We start from the raw sequence: 16,692 nt of genomic DNA, 5'->3' as shown, positions 1-16,692 counted from the left end.
GGTCGGCGCACAATGCTGCATCAATAAGGATCAGATTATGACGGCAACTATTGACAGACGGTAACCGCCATCTGCCAAAGGCGTCATAAAACCGGATCAATAATCGTCATTTTTTTCCGGCGGCACAAGGCCTTCGATACCGGCCAGCAGTTCTTCTTCCGACATCTGGTCGAAGGTGACAGTTTCCGGCTGGTCGTCTTCTTCGCTGTCGGCAGCGGCGGCGGCAAGCGTGACCGGATCGGGCTCGGGCTCGTCCACTTCCACGTGCTTCTGCAGCGAATGGATGAGGTCTTCCTTCAGATCGTCGGGAGACAGCGTCTCGTCGGCGATTTCACGCAGCGCAACGACGGGGTTCTTGTCATTATCGCGGTCAACCGTGATGGAAGAGCCCTGAGAAATCTGGCGCGCACGGTGGCTGGCGAGAAGCACCAGCTCGAAACGGTTGTCTACTTTATCAATGCAATCTTCAACTGTGACGCGGGCCATTGCCTGTCCTTTGCGGGTCGTAATGTCGTGGATCAGAGCGCCGTGCGGTCTTCAGGATGCACAAGGGTTGCTCTAACCTATTGAATCTGCGCTTCGTGCCTTGCGGAAAACACCTGGAATTTCTCGCGACGAAGCTTTCCAGCTTCCGATACAGCCATTGGCCGCGGAATTCAAGTTTTTCCTGTCTTTGGCGTCTTTTGGCACCTTATCCTCGATGTTTGGCGCCTGATGAACAAAATGTCTAGAAGAATTGTCTTGGAATAAGGGGGAAGGTAGCTTACTTAAAACGCAACGGCGGTACGCAAAGCGCGTTGATACGACATGATATTTAGCGCTATCGACCGGATATAAAAGCCAGATAATGGCCTTTCCAAAAAAAGGAATGGGATGGAATGTTCGATCCACGGGAGAAAATTGCGCTCTTCATAGATGGAGCCAATCTTTATGCAGCATCGAAAAGCCTGGGATTCGATATCGACTACCGCAAGCTTCTGAAGGCGTTTCAAAAGCGCGGCTATCTGCTGCGCGCCTATTATTACACGGCCCTGATCGAAGATCAGGAATATTCCTCGATCCGCCCGCTGATCGACTGGCTAGACTATAACGGTTACAAGGTCGTGACGAAGCCGGCGAAGGAATTTACCGACGCGCTCGGCCGCCGCAAGATCAAGGGTAACATGGATATCGAACTGGCGGTCGACGCCATGGAGCAGTCCGAAACGGTCGATCACCTGGTGCTGTTTTCCGGCGACGGCGATTTCACCACGCTGGTGGACGCGCTGCAGCGCAAGGGCCGCAAGGTTTCCGTGGTTTCCACCATGGCCACCCAGCCAGCGATGATCGCCGACGACCTGCGCCGCCAGGCCGATCATTTCATCGACCTGATGACGCTGAAAGCCGAAATCGGACGCGACCCGAATGAGCGCCCTGCCCGGCACGCGGAAGGCCCCGAGACGGTCTGATCCCGATTTCGCAATCACCGATATTTCGAAAACGCGTCCGTCTCAAAGACTGGCGCGTTTTTGTTTACCCCCCTATCGGCAGGGAAAAAATTCCCCCCTGAAATTAACAACCGTCAAATCCGGCCGGGGAAAATTATATCTTGGTTAATTTTAGACGTGTCTAAATCAAGTAACGGCACCAACGACATGATTTGGGTGCCAAAGCAGGATGACTAGACATGCATGGCCAAGAAAAAACCGACCGACAGCTCGAAGAAAGACTGAATTTTCTGGGGCTCGGCCACGAGCAGCGACAGAATCTCTCAGACATGAAGGGCGTCATCACCGGCTCTCTCGATGCGTCGCTGGACCGCTTCTATGCGAAAGTGCGCTCGGTGCCGGAGACGGCGAAGTTCTTTGCCAATGACGCACATGTGCAGCACGCCAAGGGCATGCAACTCAAACACTGGACGAGAATCGCCTCCGGTACATTCAACGCGGACTATACAGATGCCGTGACCGCGATCGGCCGCACCCATGCCAGACTGGGGCTGGAGCCGCGATGGTACATTGGCGGTTATGCGCTGATGCTTGACGGCATCGTCAAGGCCCTGATCGAGTCGGAGTTGAAGGGCCTATTCATGGAGAAGAAGGCCAGGAAGGTGAAGGATGCCTTGTCCGCCACCATCAAGGCCGCCCTTCTGGACATGGACTATTCGATTTCCGTCTATCTCGACGTGCTCGCCGCCGAGCGGCATAAGGTAGAGGCCGAACAGGCGCAGATGAAGAAGGAGCAGGACCATATTCTCACGCTCCTCAACAGTGCCCTCGACCGGCTGGCCAACGGCGACCTCAGCTCCAGCATCAACGAAAAGACCGCGCCGCAATTCGAAGGGCTGATCGCCAATTTCAACACCGCCGTCGGCAATCTCGCCGGTGCATTCGCCCAGATCGTGGAGGAAGCGAACAAGATTTCCGGCAATACGCGCGAGCTCACCTCCGCCACCGATGACATGGCCCGCCGGACGGAGCAGCAGGCGGCCGCGCTTGAGGAAACCGCCGCAGCCGTTGAGGAAATCACCACCATTTCCAGGTTGTCGGCGCAACGTTCCGAGGAGGCCAAGGCCATCGTCGAAAGTTCGGCCATCGAAGCAGCACGCTCTCGCAATGTGGTGACGGATGCGGTGAAAGCGATGGGCGCCATCGAGGACTCGTCGCAGAAGATCACCCAGATTATTTCCGTCATTGATGAGATTTCGTTCCAGACCAATCTATTGGCGTTGAACGCCGGCGTGGAAGCCGCGCGCGCCGGCGAGGCTGGCAAGGGTTTCGCCGTCGTCGCGCAGGAAGTGCGTGAACTGGCGCAACGCTCCGCCACCGCCGCAAAGGAAATCAAGACACTGATCGCCAAGTCTTCCGAGGATGTGATGCAGGGCGTTTCGCTGGTGAACAAAACGGGTGAATCCCTGAATACGATCGGCAGCAAGGTCGATCACATCAAGGATCACATCACCTCGCTCACCAAGGCGGCGCAGGAACAATCCGTCGGCATTCAGGAAATCAGTGCGGCGATCAACAGCATGGACAATCTGACGCAGAAGAATGCGGCGATGGTGGAAGAGACCAATGCCGCCACGCACAATCTGAGCGATGTCAGCGCCAACCTCGCGGCGCTTGTCAGCCGGTTCAGCGTTTCGACGACGAAGGCGCATGTGGAGCGGACGTACCGGGCGGCGTGACGGGCGCAGCGGACAGTAACAAACTCCCGTCATCCCGGCCTTGAGCCGGGATCCAGCCAGCCCAAGTCCTTGGGCTGAAAGGGCTCTTCTCACAGCGCAGACGCGCTGCGACTGGATGCCGGATCAAGTCCGGCATGACGGAGGAGCATGCTGCGAAAGGCGGCGAACTTAGGCCGCCCCACCCTTCAACAACCGCGACTTCTGCCGGTTCCAGTCGCGTTCCTTCTCCGTCTCGCGCTTGTCGTGCAGCTTCTTGCCTTTGGCGAGCGCCAGTTCCAGCTTCGCACGGCCCCTGTCGTTGAAGTAAATCTTGAGGGGCACCAGCGTCATGCCTTCGCGGTTGATGCCGGCGCGCAGGCGGTTGATCTCGCGCTTGCTCAGGAGCAGCTTGCGGCGGCGGCGCGGCTCATGGTTGAAACGGTTGGCCTGCAGATATTCCGGCAGGTGGGAATTAATGAGCCAGATTTCATCGCCCTCGTCCGACGCGTAGGATTCGGCAATGTTCGCCTTGCCTTCGCGCAGCGACTTGACCTCGGTGCCGGTCAGCACCAGTCCTGCCTCATAGGTGTCGACGATTTCGTAGTTGAAACGGGCCTTGCGGTTTTCCGCAACGATCTTGTTCACCACGCGCTGGCTGCCTTTGGGGGCCATGATATTTCAATCCCTTGTTTTTCTTATTGCGCCTTCGGCCTGCCGCCGAGAGCGGTTTTCGAACCTCTATTTAGTATCGTCGCCACGAAAAGAAAAGGCGCGCGGGACGGCTTCTGCTGCGAAGCGGTCCATTGCGCGCCTTCCGGCTTTTCAGACCTGTCTCAGTTCATCAGGCCGGCATGCTTCAGCGCCGCATCGATGGCTGCTTCGGTTGCCGGTTCCAGCGTGCTCATCAAGGGCGAACGCACACGGCGGTTGCCGCCGCGCGTCTTCGACAGCGCATATTTTGTGCCGCAGACGCCTGGCTCCATGAAGATGGCCTTGTGCAGCGGCATCAGGCGATCCTGGTACTCCAGCGCCTTGGCATAATCGCCGGCAAGCATCGCCGCCTGGAATTCCGAACAGAGGCGCGGTGCCACGTTGGCCGTGACGGAAATGCAGCCGACACCGCCATGGGCGTTGAAGCCGAGAGCGGTACCGTCTTCACCCGAGAGCTGGACGAAATCCTTGCCGCAGGAAATGCGCTGTTCGGAAACGCGGTCGATCTTGCCCGTCGCGTCCTTGACGCCAACGATGTTCTTATGGGCCTTGACCAGAGCGCCCATGGTTTCCGGCAACATATCCACCACCGAGCGCGGCGGAATATTGTAGATGACGATGGGCAGCTTCACCGCTTCCGCGACGGCGGAGAAATGGGCGAACAGGCCCTTCTGGGTCGGCTTGTTGTAATAGGGGGTAACCACCAGCAGCGCATCCGCACCCGCTTCCTGCGCATGCAGGGCCAGCTCGATCGCTTCATCGGTATTGTTGGAGCCTGCACCCGCAATGACCGGAACCCGTTTCGCCGCAACCTCGATGCACAGTTCAACGACACGTTTGTGCTCGTCGTGGGAAAGCGTCGGGGATTCCCCCGTCGTGCCCACCGGCACAAGTCCGTTACTGCCTTCGGCGATCTGCCATTCCACATGGGCGGCGAAAGCCTTTTCGTCCACGGCGCCATTGTCCGTGAACGGGGTAATGAGGGCGGGAATTGATCCCTTGAACATGCAAAGCTCCTGGCGCCGAGCCGGTTCATGCTTCGGCCGCATTCGATGGTTAAAACCGGCACACATTAGTGCCAGCCCTTGGCGCCGACAAGCGCAAAGGCAGCGTATTTTGTCCGAAATTGTCGGAAGTGTGACAGTGTTCGGGCCGTGATCTGCAAGCGTTAAATGCACATAGCGAAAAGCGACATTGCTCGCGGGCCGGTGAATAAAAGTTGATTGAATTGCAGGGTCGCGCTTAACATTTCATTAAGCCTGAAATCCCAAGATTTACAGGCGGGAGATCAGACCTTTTTTCGGCAATCCCGCTGCAATGTAGCGATATTAGAAGAAAGTCGGCAACTCCGTTACACGATGAAGAACGGCATGAAAAAAACAGTCTGGGGATTGATGGCGGCGGGCCTTGCCGCAACCGTGTGGAACGCGCTGGCCGGGCCGCTGCCCGAGGGCGTCGCGCCGCTTCCCTATGTGAAGCCGGATGCGCCCACCGTTCCCGCTTTCATGCCCGCTTCGCCAGAGGTTACCGGCGCCATTCCCCGCCTTAACCGGCCCGATGATGCGAGCCAGCTGAAGGCAGGCCTCGACGCGCTTTCCGGGCGCGATGCGGCGCGGGCCATCGCGCTGCGCAACGCCATGCCGACCGGCAGTCTGGACCGTCACATCCTCACATGGGCAATCGCCGTTTCGGGCCAGAAGGATGTGCCTTCAGCCGAAATCGCCGCAGCACAGCGCGAACTCGCCGGCTGGCCGGGCGCCGCGACTTTGCGGGCCAATTCCGAAAAAGCGCTTTATCGCGAGGACCCGCCGGCACAGCAGGTGCTTGCTTCATTCGGCGGCAGCAAGCCAGAAACGGCGGAGGGCACGGTGGTTCTCGCCAAGGCGCTGGCCGCCTCCGGCAAGGTCGTGGATTCGCAGCGACTCATTCGCCAGCTGTGGGTGAGCGAAGGCATGGACAAGGATATGGAAGACCGCGTGCTGGCCGCCTTTCCTGCCTATCTGACGGCCGCGGACCACAAGGCGCGCATGGATTATCTGATGTATCGCAGCCGCATCAGCCAGGCGAAACGTTTCGGCGAACTCGGCAAAGCGCAGTCCCTTTACAATGCCTGGGCGGCTGTGCTGCAGCGTTCCGCCAATGCCGGCGCCCTGCTCGGCAAGGTGGATGCCGGCTGGCGCGATGATCCCGCGTTCCTGTTCGCGCGCGTGGAGAACCTGCGCAACCAGCAGAAATATCCGGAAGCGGCGGCTCTTCTGCGGCAGGCGCCGAAGGATACTGCCAAGCTGGTCAATCCCGGCGAATGGTGGAACGAGCGGCGAATCATCGCTCGCGGTCTCGCCGATCTCGGCGATTTTGCCGAAGCCTACCGTATCGTCGCCAATCACAATGCCACATCAGCGGTGGATGTCGCCGATGCCGAGTTTCATGCCGGCTGGTATGCTCTGCGGGCGATGCGCGACCCGGCCACGGCTTCGCGTCATTTCAACGCCCTGCTCCAGACATCAAACCGGCCACTTTCAGCCTCCCGCGCCTATTACTGGCTCGGAAGGACGGCCGAAGCCGGAGGACCCGGCGATGCACGCGACTTCTTTGCAAAGGCGGCAGCCCATCCCGGTACGTTTTACGGCCAGCTTGCCGCTGCACGGATCGGCACGAAGACGCTGAACGTGACCTATCCCAGCCCGAGCAATGGCGACCGAGAACGCTTTGCCGGCCGCGAAGCCGTGCGCGCCATAGACCGCCTGGAGGCGGCAGGTTATGGCTGGCGCGCCGACAGCCTTTACAGGTCGCTGGCCGAACAGCTCGACAGTCCCGGCGAGCTTGCCATTCTGGCGGCGCGGGCTGAGGGCAACGGCAATCATCAGGTCTCGCTGCAGATCGGCAAGACGGCCTTCAGCCGCGGTATCGATGCGGCCGCACTCGCCTATCCGCTCGGCGTCATTCCCGCCAGCGCCAATATTGCCGGCTCCGGAAAGGCGCTTGCCTATGCGATCGCCCGGCAGGAAAGCGCCTTCAACCCCGCCGCCGTCTCCGCCGCCAATGCCCGCGGCCTGCTGCAACTGCTGCCGGGAACCGCCAAGGGCGTGGCCGGCCGCCACGGCCTGCCCTACACGCAGGCGATGCTGACCAGCGACGCGGGCTATAACGCTACACTCGGCGCCCATTATCTCGGCGAGCAGATCGACAGCTTCGGTGGCTCCTACATCCTCACCTTCATCGCCTATAATGCCGGCCCGAAACGTGTGCCGGAATGGATCGCCCGTTATGGCGACCCGCGCGGCAAGCCTATCGATGAGGTGGTCGACTGGATCGAGCGCATCCCGTTCCCCGAAACACGCAACTACGTGCAGCGGGTGATGGAGAATTATCAGGTCTACAAGACGAGGCTCGGCCAACAGGCCGATATCGTTGATGATCTGCGCCATGGGCGCTCCGGGTAAAGGCGTTAATCTTCCGCCAATCGGTGGTCATTCACAGAGCTTCAAGCACCGGTTCGCCCGGTGCTTTTTTGTTTGCGTCGTTGTTATTGCCGTTCAGCACCGGACCCACCAAACGGAAAACCCCGGCATTTCTGCCGGGGTTTCAATCACTGACAATGTCAGATCAGATTAGAAGTCACGCTGAAGACGGACAAAACCGGTAACCTGGTCGTCGCGCTCGTCCTCATCATAGTAATTGGCGGTGATCTTGGTGCTCAGACCGTCGGTGATTTTGTAGTCTACCGTCAGACCTGCAGTCCAGGCATCGCGATTCGACCAGTCGTTCGAAACGATGGCGCTTGCACCAGTATTTACGATGGTGATCTCATCAGAAACATTGCCGAGATACTGCACTGCCGGGGTGATCGTCAGGCGATCAGTTGCCTTGATGGCGTATTCGGCGGCAACTGTCCATTCGGACAGAGCGTAGTAAGCATTGGGGCCAGATGCCCAAACACCAGCAAGTCCAAGGGTGCCAGGTCCGATATCAGCGAATACCATTGCACGGATTGCGCCTTCTTCCTGATCAACGTCATAAGAACCGATCAACTGAAGAGTGGCAGCGCCGAACTTTCCACCTATACCAGCAGTGATGCCGACGTTGTTGTCGGGTTCCTGCGAAAGCGGGAACAGACCACCGACAGCCGGGCCAGTGATTGTTGCGAACTGGCTACCAGTGCCTTCAAGCTCGTCAACCGAAATGCCTGCCCAGAAAGAACCGGTGTCATAGGTGTAGCGAATGGAGTTGAACAGCGTGTTGGAAGAAAGGAGATCCGTCTCACCGGAGAGATCGTCATCCCACCAGCTGTAGAACTTACCGACGCGCAGGCCACCAAGTTCGATAAACGCCTGACGAGCTTCCACGCCGGAAGAGCCAGACTGTCCGTTTTCTGCATCAGCACGGAATTCGATGAAACCACGCAGAGCGCCGAGCTCGGTGTCGGTACGGGTATCAACGTTAAACTGAGCGCGCGTGAACGAATTCCAATCCGAGGTACCGGACTGGTCGCGACCGAAGTTCGTCTGGAAACGAACGTAACCGCTAAACTTCAGGCAGGTTTCGGTGCCAGGAATGTAGAAGAAGCCGGTACCGAAAGCGTCGCAGACGCGAACATATTCCAGGGGCTCGGGCTCAGCAGCGACGATTGCGTCAGCGGCCTGTGCGCCGGATACTGCTGCGAGAGCCGCAGCGGAGCCGATAAGAAGGCTCTTGATGTTCATGGTTGACCTCCAGTCAAACGCTAATTTGCTAAGCAGCGGGTGGGGAGCGCAGATAGATGCGTGCCGCTTATGGAGTTGATTAGAGCCAAAACCGTGCGGCTCGGCAATCTCAATCATGACAAAAGGAAGACAGTAAGGTGTCCTTAGTTTTTCATTGTTGCGAAATAGCTACAATTCTAATAGCCGCGCCTAAAGGCAGCGCGCATTCGTTAACAAACCGTTAATTATCGGTGCATTTCAAAACCTTAGCGAGACCCACGGATGCTTGCCCTGGCTGAGGCAGCGACTTCGAAAATCGCCAAAAATCCGGCGAACAATGTTCAGGGCCAAATATCTTGCCGTTTTAATCGTCGCATTTGCACTGGATTCGCCCTCCCGTTCAGTAATCTCGCGAATCACCATGCACGAACAACGGCGCCCAGTCCTTTTCCTGAGTCGATACTCCCGCAGGATAACAAAAACCCCGGCATTTCTGCCGGGGCTTCCATCACTCACAATATCAGATCAGATTAGAACGAACGCTGAAGGCGAACGAAGCCCTTCCACTGTTCCTGATCAACATCGTCTTCGTCGTAGTAGTTAACTGCGACCTTCGTGGAGAGACCCTGCGTGATCTTGTAGTCGATCGTCAGGCCAGCCTGCCATGCGTCACGGTCAGACCAGTCGTTGGTGACGATTGCGGTGCGGGTCGTGCCAACAATGCCGATACGGTCAGCAACGTTACCGAAGTACTGAGCACCGGGGGTGATGGTCAGCTTGTCGGTTGCCTTGATTGCGTATTCAGCAGCAACTGCCCACTCGGACTCGGCGTAGTAAGCGTTTGCGCCGGAAGCCCAAACACCAGCAAGACCAAGCGTGCCCGGGCCGAGGTCAGCCGTAGCGATCAGGCGAACTGCGCCTTCTTCCTGGTCGATGTCGTAGCCGCCGATGAGCTGCAGCGAAGCGCCACCCAGCTTGGCACCGAGGCCGAGAGCGATACCAACGTTGTTGTCAGGCTCCTGCGAAAGCGGGAACAGACCGCCAACAGCCGGACCCGTGATCGTTGCGAACTGGCTGCCAGTACCTTCGAGCTCGTCAACCGAAACGCCTGCCCAGAAGGAACCTGCGTCGTAAACGTAACGAGCGGAGTTGAACAGAGCGTTCGTGGAGAGAACGTCAGACTCGCCAGAGAGGCCATCGTCCCACCAGCTGTAGAACTTACCGACCTTCAGGCCGCCGAGTTCGATGAAGGCCTGGTCAACGAATACGCTGGACGAGGACGAAGCGCCGTTGTCAGCGTTGCCGCGGAAGCCGATGAAGCCACGCAGAGCGCCGAGCTCGGTGTCGGTGCGGGTGTCAACTTCGAACTGAGCGCGGGTGAAGGAATCCCAGTCAGAAACGCCAGACTTGTCACGACCGAAGTCGGTCTGGAAACGAACGTAACCGCCGAACTTCAGGCAGGTTTCGGTACCGGGGATGTAGAAGAAGCCGGTGCCGAAAGCGTCGCAAACGCGAACGTATTCCAGGGGCTCGGGCTCAGCAGCGACGATGGCGTCAGCGGCCTGTGCGCCGGATACTGCTGCGAGAGCCGCAGCGGAGCCGATCAAAAGGCTCTTGATGTTCATGGTTGACCTCCAGTCAAAGTTTTTAAAAGGGTCTGGGTACTTTCGCTGAAGGACAGCATTCCCTGCCCCATTCCCGTGTTCTCAGAAGCCAAACGATCCACCGCCTCGCTTCTGGTGGTGAAAATACAAAAGGTTTCGCCGCATGCAATCGCCAACATCCGATAAATAGCATTTACGTATATGCTTCATTTCGGTTTGTTGCGGAAACAACACACACCGCCCCGCGTACGGACAAAGGCTTTTACAATACGTTAAGATTTCTGTTGAGAATCCGTTAGTTAGGGCGGTTAACAAGGTATTTCCAATCCACCGGTGTTTTCCGCGATCCCTTGCTACGCAGGCAGCGCTATAGAGATTTTTTGCCTCCGCTGCACACATCGCAGGTGCGGCCGTCATGCGGGGAACGAGCCGGCATCGGAAACGAGCGCGAGCGGCAAGCGATTAACTGGCAATGATTCGAAAAGCGATTCACCCGCCCTGGTCGATTGCGTGCGGCGATGGTTGCTGTTCGACCGGGTCATTGCCGGACATGGCGTAAGCGATGACCGCGATGAGGATGGCGGCCGCGAGGATGGAGAGAACGAGGCGCATTGTCGGTTACCTTCCGCTGGAAGGCAGCCGAACAAGGTCGAAACACGAAAGTTCACGCATTTGCGATATTTGCGGATGATTTGTAGATTAATATCCTGATATCGGTCAGCGATGCCAGCCCGGCCAATGTCAATGAAGCCCGCTATCTCACCTTTATGAATCAGAAGATTATCAAGCGAGAAGTCGACATGGGTGGCAACCGAATCAGCTGTGAACGTGAACGATAGAGGCGCTGAATTGCCTGCTACACCTATACGGCGGCGCAGGACTTGTTCCCACTGGCGTGGATCATTCATCAGTCGCCATACGGTCTTGACGCCTACGACAAGCCTCTCCCCCGCCTGCCGAAGGGGTGAATGCCGTCTTCATTGCACGGAACCGGTCCATGAACTCAGTATATGTGGTGTGGGGCTTAAGAAAGGATCAGCGCTTCGACTGCCTGGTGGCGTGCGGTGATCGTCATTAAATGGCGGAGAGGATGGGATTCGAACCCACGATACGCTTTTGACGTATACTCCCTTAGCAGGGGAGCGCCTTCGACCACTCGGCCACCTCTCCGGTGCGGCCTGATTATTGCGTAAGAAAAATGATTGCAAGGCTTTTTCGCCAAGAAGCCAAAAAACCTGTTGGCCAAATAAACCGCGGGTCAAACTTTACGCCCGGTTGCGGAACTTCTTCAGGGCCCGCACGTTTTCGCCTCGGTAACAAAAGAGGTGTTCTAATGGCTCAGACCAAACTGAATGTTGTCGAAGACACAATCGAAAACCAGATTGCAGAACTGCGTTCGCAGATCGCATCCCTGTCCAAATCCGTTTCCGCCCGTGCGGAAGGTGTTGGCGAGGATGCATCGGAATTTCTGGATGAGGCGCGCGGTCGCGTTCGCAAGGCGGCGCATAATGTCCGGGCGCAGGGCCAGAATGTCGTGGAAGCCGTGAAGGAAAATCCAGGCACCGCCACCTCCCTGCTGACGATCGTCGGCGCACTCGGTTTCGCGATCGGTTATGCGGTGGGCACGAGCACGCAGCAGAGTTCGTCGAACAGCAGCCTTTATCGCTGGCGCTGATGACGAACGGGCATTAAATCAAGGCAAGGCGGGTTTGCCCGCCTTGCCTTTATGCATTGGTGAAAAAAGCAGGAATGAAGGGGGCGAATATGCGGTTCAGCGACGATCTTGAAGCGGCATTGTCTGATTTTGCAAGGGATCACGGCATCGACAGGGACGAGGCAATCCAGCGCATCGTCCGCTCCGCCCTCATCAATGGCGGTTATCTCGCATCCGGCGAGGAAGGTATTCCGCCGGAGAAGCTGAACGCCAGTAACGACGATTGATCAATATCCTGATCCGGACGGCGTCACTACCGGCCCACCCTTGTAGCGGGCGGAAAGCGCACGGAGCGTATTGGCGAATTCCGTGACATCGGCTCCCACGGCAACGAACGACGCGCCGAGTTCCAGATAACGGCGATTATAGGTTTCATTGAAGGTGAGGATGCCGGCGGCCTTGCCAGCCGCGACGATTTTCACGATCGCCGCTTCGATAACCGCCTGCACCGCCGCTTCGTCAATCCTTCCCAGATAACCCATGTCCGCGGCCAGATCCGCCGGGCCGATGAAGACGCCATCCACGCCGTCCACCGCAAGAATATTGTCGAGATCTTCGATTGCCGCGCGGGTTTCCGCCTGCACCAGCAGGCAGACGCTGGCCGAGGCGCTGTCGGCATAATCCGTTATCGTATTAAAAGCGGAAGCACGGGCGACGGCCGCTCCCATGCCGCGAATGCCGCGCGGCGGGTAATGCATGGCGCTGACGAGAGCTTCCGCCTGTGCCGCTGAATCGACCATGGGCACAAGAAGCGTGCGGGCGCCAGCATCCAGAAGCTGCTTGATCATCCAGCTCTCGCCGACAGGCACACGCACCACCGGCTCGGCGGCAGAGGTGGCAAGCGCGCGCAGCTGGTCGATGATGCTGCGCAGGTCGTTCGGCCCGTGCTCTCCGTCGATCACCAGCCAGTCGAAGCCAGCCGTTCCGGCGATTTCCGCCGTGATGGCCTCGCCCATGTCGAGCCACAGGCCAATCTGCGGCTTGCCGGCATGAATGGCGGTTTTGAAACGGTTTTCGGCAGCGGGCATGATATCCTCAGGAGAGCAGTAATTTCAGATCGGCGGACGGATCCGCCAGGATTGTGCGGTCGGGTTGGGCGGCTGTATCGAGCAGTTTCTTACCCGCAACATAGGCCTTGGCGTCATTGACGGCATCGACAGCCACGAAGCGGCCATCACGGAAATACCAGATGGACCAGCTGCCTTCCCTTGCGCCGGGCCTCAAAATCGTCTCGTCGTAACCGAGATTGAAGCCGGCGATCTGCAGCTTCACATCGTACTGATCCGACCAGAACCAGGGTTTCGCGTCGTATACCGCTTCCATGCCGGCCAGTACGGCGGCGGCCGCCTCAGCCTGATCGACCGCGTTCTGGACCGATTCGATCCTCACCTGCTGGCCGTGCCAGGGCAGAAGCGCGCAATCGCCCACCGCATGAATGGCGGGGTCGGATGTGCGGGTATATTCGTCAACCACGATACCGTTACCAACATCGAGACCCGATTCGCGGGCAAGGCGGTCGTTCGGTGTCACGCCGATGCCGACGATGACGAAATCCACGTCGATCGTCGAACCATCCGAAAGTTCGGCCGCAGCAACCCGCCCGTCCATGCCGACGAGGCGCACGAGGCCGGTTTTTTCGCGGATGGAAACGCCCTGGGCCTGATGAATGCCGCGCATGATATCCGCAGTTTCCTTCGCCGCCACGCGCTGGAGAATACGGTCGGCCATTTCGATCAGCGTCACCTCGAGGCCAAGCTTGCGGGCAACGGCGGCAGCTTCAAGGCCAATATAACCGCCGCCAATGACCAGCAGCCTGCGGCCCGGCTTCATCTCCTCCGTCAAGCGGTCGGCGTCGCGCCTGTCACGGACGGTAAGCACGCCGTCGAGATCGCCACCGATGCTGGCGGGCAGCAGCCGGGGCGCGGCCCCGGTCGCAAGAACCAGCCTGTCATAAGAAAGCGTACTGCCGTCCTGCATGCGCACGGTCTTGCCGGCGCGGTCTATCTCCTCCACCCAGGTGGAAAGCCGGATATCGACATTGTTTTCGGCATACCATTCTTCCGGGCGGAACATCAGCCGGTCAAAACTCATCTCGCCGAGGAGGTATTTTTTTGGAGAGCGGCGGCCGCTGATAGGGGTAGGCATCTTCCGAGCCTATGATGGTGATGGCACGCTCGTCCTTCAGCGCCCGGAGCTTCGACGCCAGCGCAAAAGCGGCCTGCCCCGCCCCGACGATTACCAGCCTTCCAGTCACTTTCCACTCCCAGGACAATCACAGCCGGCCGATGACGCCCGAGGCTGCGAAGCGATATTGCGCGATCAGGCGTAACGCCAAGTACGGCCGGCGTCAACCGCACGAGGCTCCAGCCCTGTGCAAGCGTGCCCGATTATCAAAACGGCGCCCGCCTTCTGCAACCAGTCGAGATAATGTGCGTTGTAAACAGGCGAAACACGGGTTGCGTACACAAAGCTGGCCCATGTCGATACGGACTAGAGACAATTGCGGATATTTCCTTCACGCCCTGGCAAGGAAGCCGCTTTAAAATCAGACGGAAGAGGCAATCCGGGAGGTTGTCATGGCTCTACATATGGATATCGGTCAAAACGTCCCGCAGGACGAGATGTATGAGAAATTTCAGATCGACCGGCCCGGCAAGATCACCTTCATAGGGCACCACCTGAGCGCCAAGGATACCATGCGCTGCCTGGTGCGCACCATTTCGCTCTACGGCGCGGAGCTGGATGTCAGTGCCGATCTGGAAATGCCGGTCAACTTCTATCTGGAAATTCTCGGCATCCGCGACGAAATCGGCTGCACGCTGATCCGCCGGGAAGAGGAAAAAGTGACGATCGGCTTCAACATGCTGATCGATGCCGAATTTCTGCACCATGTCCGCCGGCTGAGCTTCGAGACCAGCGTCTGAGCGGCAACCGCGCGTCAGCCCGCCGATCCTTCCGTTGTTCCGTGGCGAACCAAAAATCTGTTGCCAAACACTCATCTAACCCCCGGGCGCGGCTTGCGTCCGGTTTTTTTGCACCTATTGTGAGCCGGGTTTTCAAACACAGGTCCCGGAACTTCTGTCAATGTCCGCTTTTTCACGCCTCACGCCGCTTGCCGCTTCGCTTCCCTCCACCGTTCCCTTCGTCGGCCCGGAGGCCATAGAAAGGAACCGCGGCTTGAAGGTGGAGGCGCGAATCGGTGCAAACGAAAGCGGCTTCGGCCCCGCGCCATCAGTGCTTCTGGCGATGCGCGATGCGGCGGCTGAAACCTGGATGTATAGCGATCCGGAAAATTTCGAGCTGAAGGAAGCGCTTGCCATCCACCACGGGGTTTCGCGCGGCAACATCGCCATAGGCGGCGGAGTGGACGGATTGCTCGGTGAAATCGCCAGGCTGATCGTGGAACCAGGCACGCCTGTTGTCACCTCTTTGGGAGGCTACCCCACCTTCAATTATCACGTGAACGGTTTTGGCGGAAAACTGGTGACCACGCCCTATGTAGACGACCACGAAAACCTCGACGGGCTTCTCGACCTCGTTCACAGGGAAAACGCGCCGCTCGTCTATTTCGCCAATCCGGACAATCCAATGGGAAGCTGGTGGGATGCGAGCGAGGTGGTGGCATTTGCCCGTGCGTTGCCGGAAACCTGCCTGCTCATTCTGGACGAGGCCTATTGCGAAACCGCGCCCGCGAGCGCGGTGCCTGCTATCGACGCGCTGATCGGCCAGCCCAATATCCTGCGCATGCGCACCTTCTCCAAAGCTTACGGGCTCGCCGGCGCCCGCGTGGGTTACGCCATCGGTACGCTTGGCAATGTCGAAGCCTTCGACAAGATCCGCAACCATTTCGGCATGGCGCGTATTTCTATCGCCGGCGCTTTGGCAGCGCTCAAGGACCAGTCCTATCTGCATGAGGTGGTTGGCAAGATTTCCGAGGCACGGGATCGTATTTCCGCTGTCGCCCGCGATAACGGCCTTTCACCGCTGCCCTCCGCTACCAATTTCGTTACCATCGATTGCCACCGCGACGGCGCCTATGCGCGCGCCATAGTTGACGGGCTGATGGACCATGGGGTCTTCATCCGCATGCCGGGCGTGGCCCCGCTTAACCGTTGCATCCGCGTGAGCGTTGGGCCGGGTGACAAGCTCGATCTGTTCGAGCAGGCATTGCCGAAGGTTCTCAAGGCCATCGGGTAAGCTCCCAACCCACCCTCATTCCTGTGTTTGTCACAGGAATGAGGGTTGGAAAGTGCCGCGCGTTACAAGCATCGAATCAACATCCTCCCGCAAGCCCCTGCGCGAGAATCATTTTCCGGCGAAGACACATTACCGAACATAAGAAAACCGCGCCGGCCTTGTTCCTGCCGGTCGCGGTTCGATGTGTCAGCGCAAAAGCTTCGTTTCGGAGCCCTGGCCGCGTTCCCCTTCGGGTTTTACTTTCGTTTGGGCCGGTCGTCGGGACTGGAGGGAACCGGACCGGCAATCTCATGGGTCGCGGGGATGGATCAGTGCATCGTCATCCAGTCGCGGGCGGCGCGAAGGGCTTCGGCCAGTTCCGCTTTCGTCATGTTGCGGGCGAGATCCGCACGGAGAGAAGCCGCTCTTTCCGATCCGCGGATCGCGGCGATGTTAAGCCATTTGTGGGCCGCGATCAGGTCCACCTTGCAGCCCCGGCCGGTCGCATAGACCAGGCCGAGATTGCAAAGGGTGTCGGCGCGGGTTTCGCCACCGGCAGCCATTTCGATATCACTGATGTCAAAGCGTGCCATTGTTTTAATCCCTGTCGTTCTACCTGTTTTCATCGTGCGCCTTCTTGCCGAGGCGTCTTCCGGACTG

Annotated in this window: 15 protein-coding genes, 1 tRNA gene and 2 pseudogenes; 7 read left to right on the top strand and 11 right to left on the bottom strand. The window is 58.5% G+C overall.

The window, feature by feature from the left end; all coding sequences use genetic code 11:
• Positions 1-96 precede the first annotated feature (96 nt).
• Complete coding sequence (rpoZ, locus tag AGR2A_RS06665; RefSeq protein WP_003521126.1) at positions 97-486, bottom strand: DNA-directed RNA polymerase subunit omega; 390 nt, start codon at positions 484-486, stop codon at positions 97-99.
• Between the two features lie 392 nt (positions 487-878).
• Between rpoZ and AGR2A_RS06660 the strand changes: the two genes are divergently transcribed.
• Both AGR2A_RS06660 and AGR2A_RS06655 read left to right on the top strand, forming a co-directional pair.
• Positions 879-1,448, top strand: a complete 570-nt coding sequence (locus AGR2A_RS06660) for an NYN domain-containing protein (RefSeq protein WP_004440903.1) — start codon at positions 879-881, stop codon at positions 1,446-1,448.
• A gap of 218 nt (positions 1,449-1,666) precedes the next feature.
• Positions 1,667-3,166 (top strand): globin-coupled sensor protein, encoded by a 1,500-nt coding sequence (locus AGR2A_RS06655; RefSeq protein ID WP_037088914.1) that lies wholly within the window; start codon positions 1,667-1,669, stop codon positions 3,164-3,166.
• A 168-nt stretch (positions 3,167-3,334) separates the two neighbouring features.
• On the opposite strand, the gene smpB is transcribed toward AGR2A_RS06655, so the two are convergent.
• Both smpB and dapA read right to left on the bottom strand, forming a co-directional pair.
• Positions 3,335-3,817 (bottom strand): SsrA-binding protein SmpB, encoded by a 483-nt coding sequence (smpB, locus tag AGR2A_RS06650; protein WP_004440898.1) that lies wholly within the window; start codon positions 3,815-3,817, stop codon positions 3,335-3,337.
• A gap of 161 nt (positions 3,818-3,978) precedes the next feature.
• Positions 3,979-4,863 carry a 4-hydroxy-tetrahydrodipicolinate synthase gene (dapA, locus tag AGR2A_RS06645; RefSeq protein ID WP_004440897.1) on the bottom strand — a complete coding sequence of 295 codons (885 nt, stop codon included), beginning with the start codon at positions 4,861-4,863 and terminating at the stop codon, positions 3,979-3,981.
• Positions 4,864-5,226: 363 nt separating this feature from the next.
• Here dapA and AGR2A_RS06635 point away from each other — a divergent pair, with 363 nt between their 5' ends.
• A complete protein-coding gene (locus tag AGR2A_RS06635) occupies positions 5,227-7,299 on the top strand; it encodes a lytic transglycosylase domain-containing protein (RefSeq protein ID WP_072494223.1) in 2,073 nt (690 codons plus the stop codon).
• A gap of 168 nt (positions 7,300-7,467) precedes the next feature.
• On the opposite strand, the gene AGR2A_RS06630 is transcribed toward AGR2A_RS06635, so the two are convergent.
• The 5 genes and pseudogenes from AGR2A_RS06630 to AGR2A_RS06610 all read right to left on the bottom strand — a co-directional run bounded on the left by AGR2A_RS06630 (position 7,468) and on the right by AGR2A_RS06610 (position 11,312).
• Positions 7,468-8,559, bottom strand: coding sequence for a porin (locus AGR2A_RS06630; RefSeq protein WP_022555897.1), 1,092 nt, complete (start codon positions 8,557-8,559; stop codon positions 7,468-7,470).
• Positions 8,560-9,068: 509 nt separating this feature from the next.
• The gene (locus AGR2A_RS06625) at positions 9,069-10,163 is read right to left on the bottom strand and encodes a porin (protein WP_072528695.1); all 1,095 of its coding nucleotides are present in this window, start codon (positions 10,161-10,163) and stop codon (positions 9,069-9,071) included.
• Positions 10,164-10,631: 468 nt separating this feature from the next.
• A complete protein-coding gene (locus tag AGR2A_RS29995; RefSeq protein WP_272936976.1) occupies positions 10,632-10,754 on the bottom strand; it encodes a hypothetical protein in 123 nt (40 codons plus the stop codon).
• Between the two features lie 89 nt (positions 10,755-10,843).
• Positions 10,844-10,960 (bottom strand): annotated as a pseudogene (locus AGR2A_RS29990) (phosphotransferase); the annotation flags it as partial.
• Positions 10,961-11,221: 261 nt separating this feature from the next.
• Positions 11,222-11,312 (bottom strand) — tRNA-Ser (locus tag AGR2A_RS06610).
• Between the two features lie 163 nt (positions 11,313-11,475).
• Here AGR2A_RS06610 and AGR2A_RS06605 point away from each other — a divergent pair.
• Positions 11,476-11,817, top strand: a complete 342-nt coding sequence (locus tag AGR2A_RS06605) for a hypothetical protein (RefSeq protein WP_004440887.1) — start codon at positions 11,476-11,478, stop codon at positions 11,815-11,817.
• Positions 11,818-11,906: 89 nt separating this feature from the next.
• Positions 11,907-12,083, top strand: a complete 177-nt coding sequence (locus AGR2A_RS29500; RefSeq protein WP_004440886.1) for a hypothetical protein — start codon at positions 11,907-11,909, stop codon at positions 12,081-12,083.
• On the opposite strand, the gene AGR2A_RS06595 is transcribed toward AGR2A_RS29500, so the two are convergent.
• Both AGR2A_RS06595 and AGR2A_RS06590 read right to left on the bottom strand, forming a co-directional pair.
• Entirely contained in the window at positions 12,084-12,884 is an 801-nt protein-coding gene (locus AGR2A_RS06595) for an aldolase/citrate lyase family protein (protein ID WP_006699388.1), read from the bottom strand. It abuts the gene before it with no gap.
• A gap of 7 nt (positions 12,885-12,891) precedes the next feature.
• Positions 12,892-14,110 (bottom strand): annotated as a pseudogene (locus AGR2A_RS06590) (NAD(P)/FAD-dependent oxidoreductase).
• A 322-nt stretch (positions 14,111-14,432) separates the two neighbouring features.
• On the opposite strand from AGR2A_RS06590, the gene AGR2A_RS06585 reads away from it, so the two are divergent.
• Positions 14,433-14,780, top strand: coding sequence for a hypothetical protein (locus AGR2A_RS06585; RefSeq protein WP_004440878.1), 348 nt, complete (start codon positions 14,433-14,435; stop codon positions 14,778-14,780).
• Positions 14,781-14,940: 160 nt separating this feature from the next.
• Positions 14,941-16,053: a pyridoxal phosphate-dependent aminotransferase gene (locus tag AGR2A_RS06580; protein WP_072494220.1), complete on the top strand. Its 1,113-nt coding sequence runs from the start codon at positions 14,941-14,943 to the stop codon at positions 16,051-16,053.
• A 308-nt stretch (positions 16,054-16,361) separates the two neighbouring features.
• Here AGR2A_RS06580 and AGR2A_RS06575 read toward each other — a convergent pair whose 3' ends face one another.
• Positions 16,362-16,625: a sel1 repeat family protein gene (locus AGR2A_RS06575; protein ID WP_004440874.1), complete on the bottom strand. Its 264-nt coding sequence runs from the start codon at positions 16,623-16,625 to the stop codon at positions 16,362-16,364.
• Positions 16,626-16,692 lie beyond the last annotated feature (67 nt).

The organism is Agrobacterium genomosp. 2 str. CFBP 5494 (assembly GCF_900013495.1).
Classification (GTDB): domain Bacteria; phylum Pseudomonadota; class Alphaproteobacteria; order Rhizobiales; family Rhizobiaceae; genus Agrobacterium; species Agrobacterium pusense.
The sequence above is the reverse complement of the archived record's forward strand: the minus strand, read 5'-3'. Positions and strand labels throughout refer to the sequence as shown.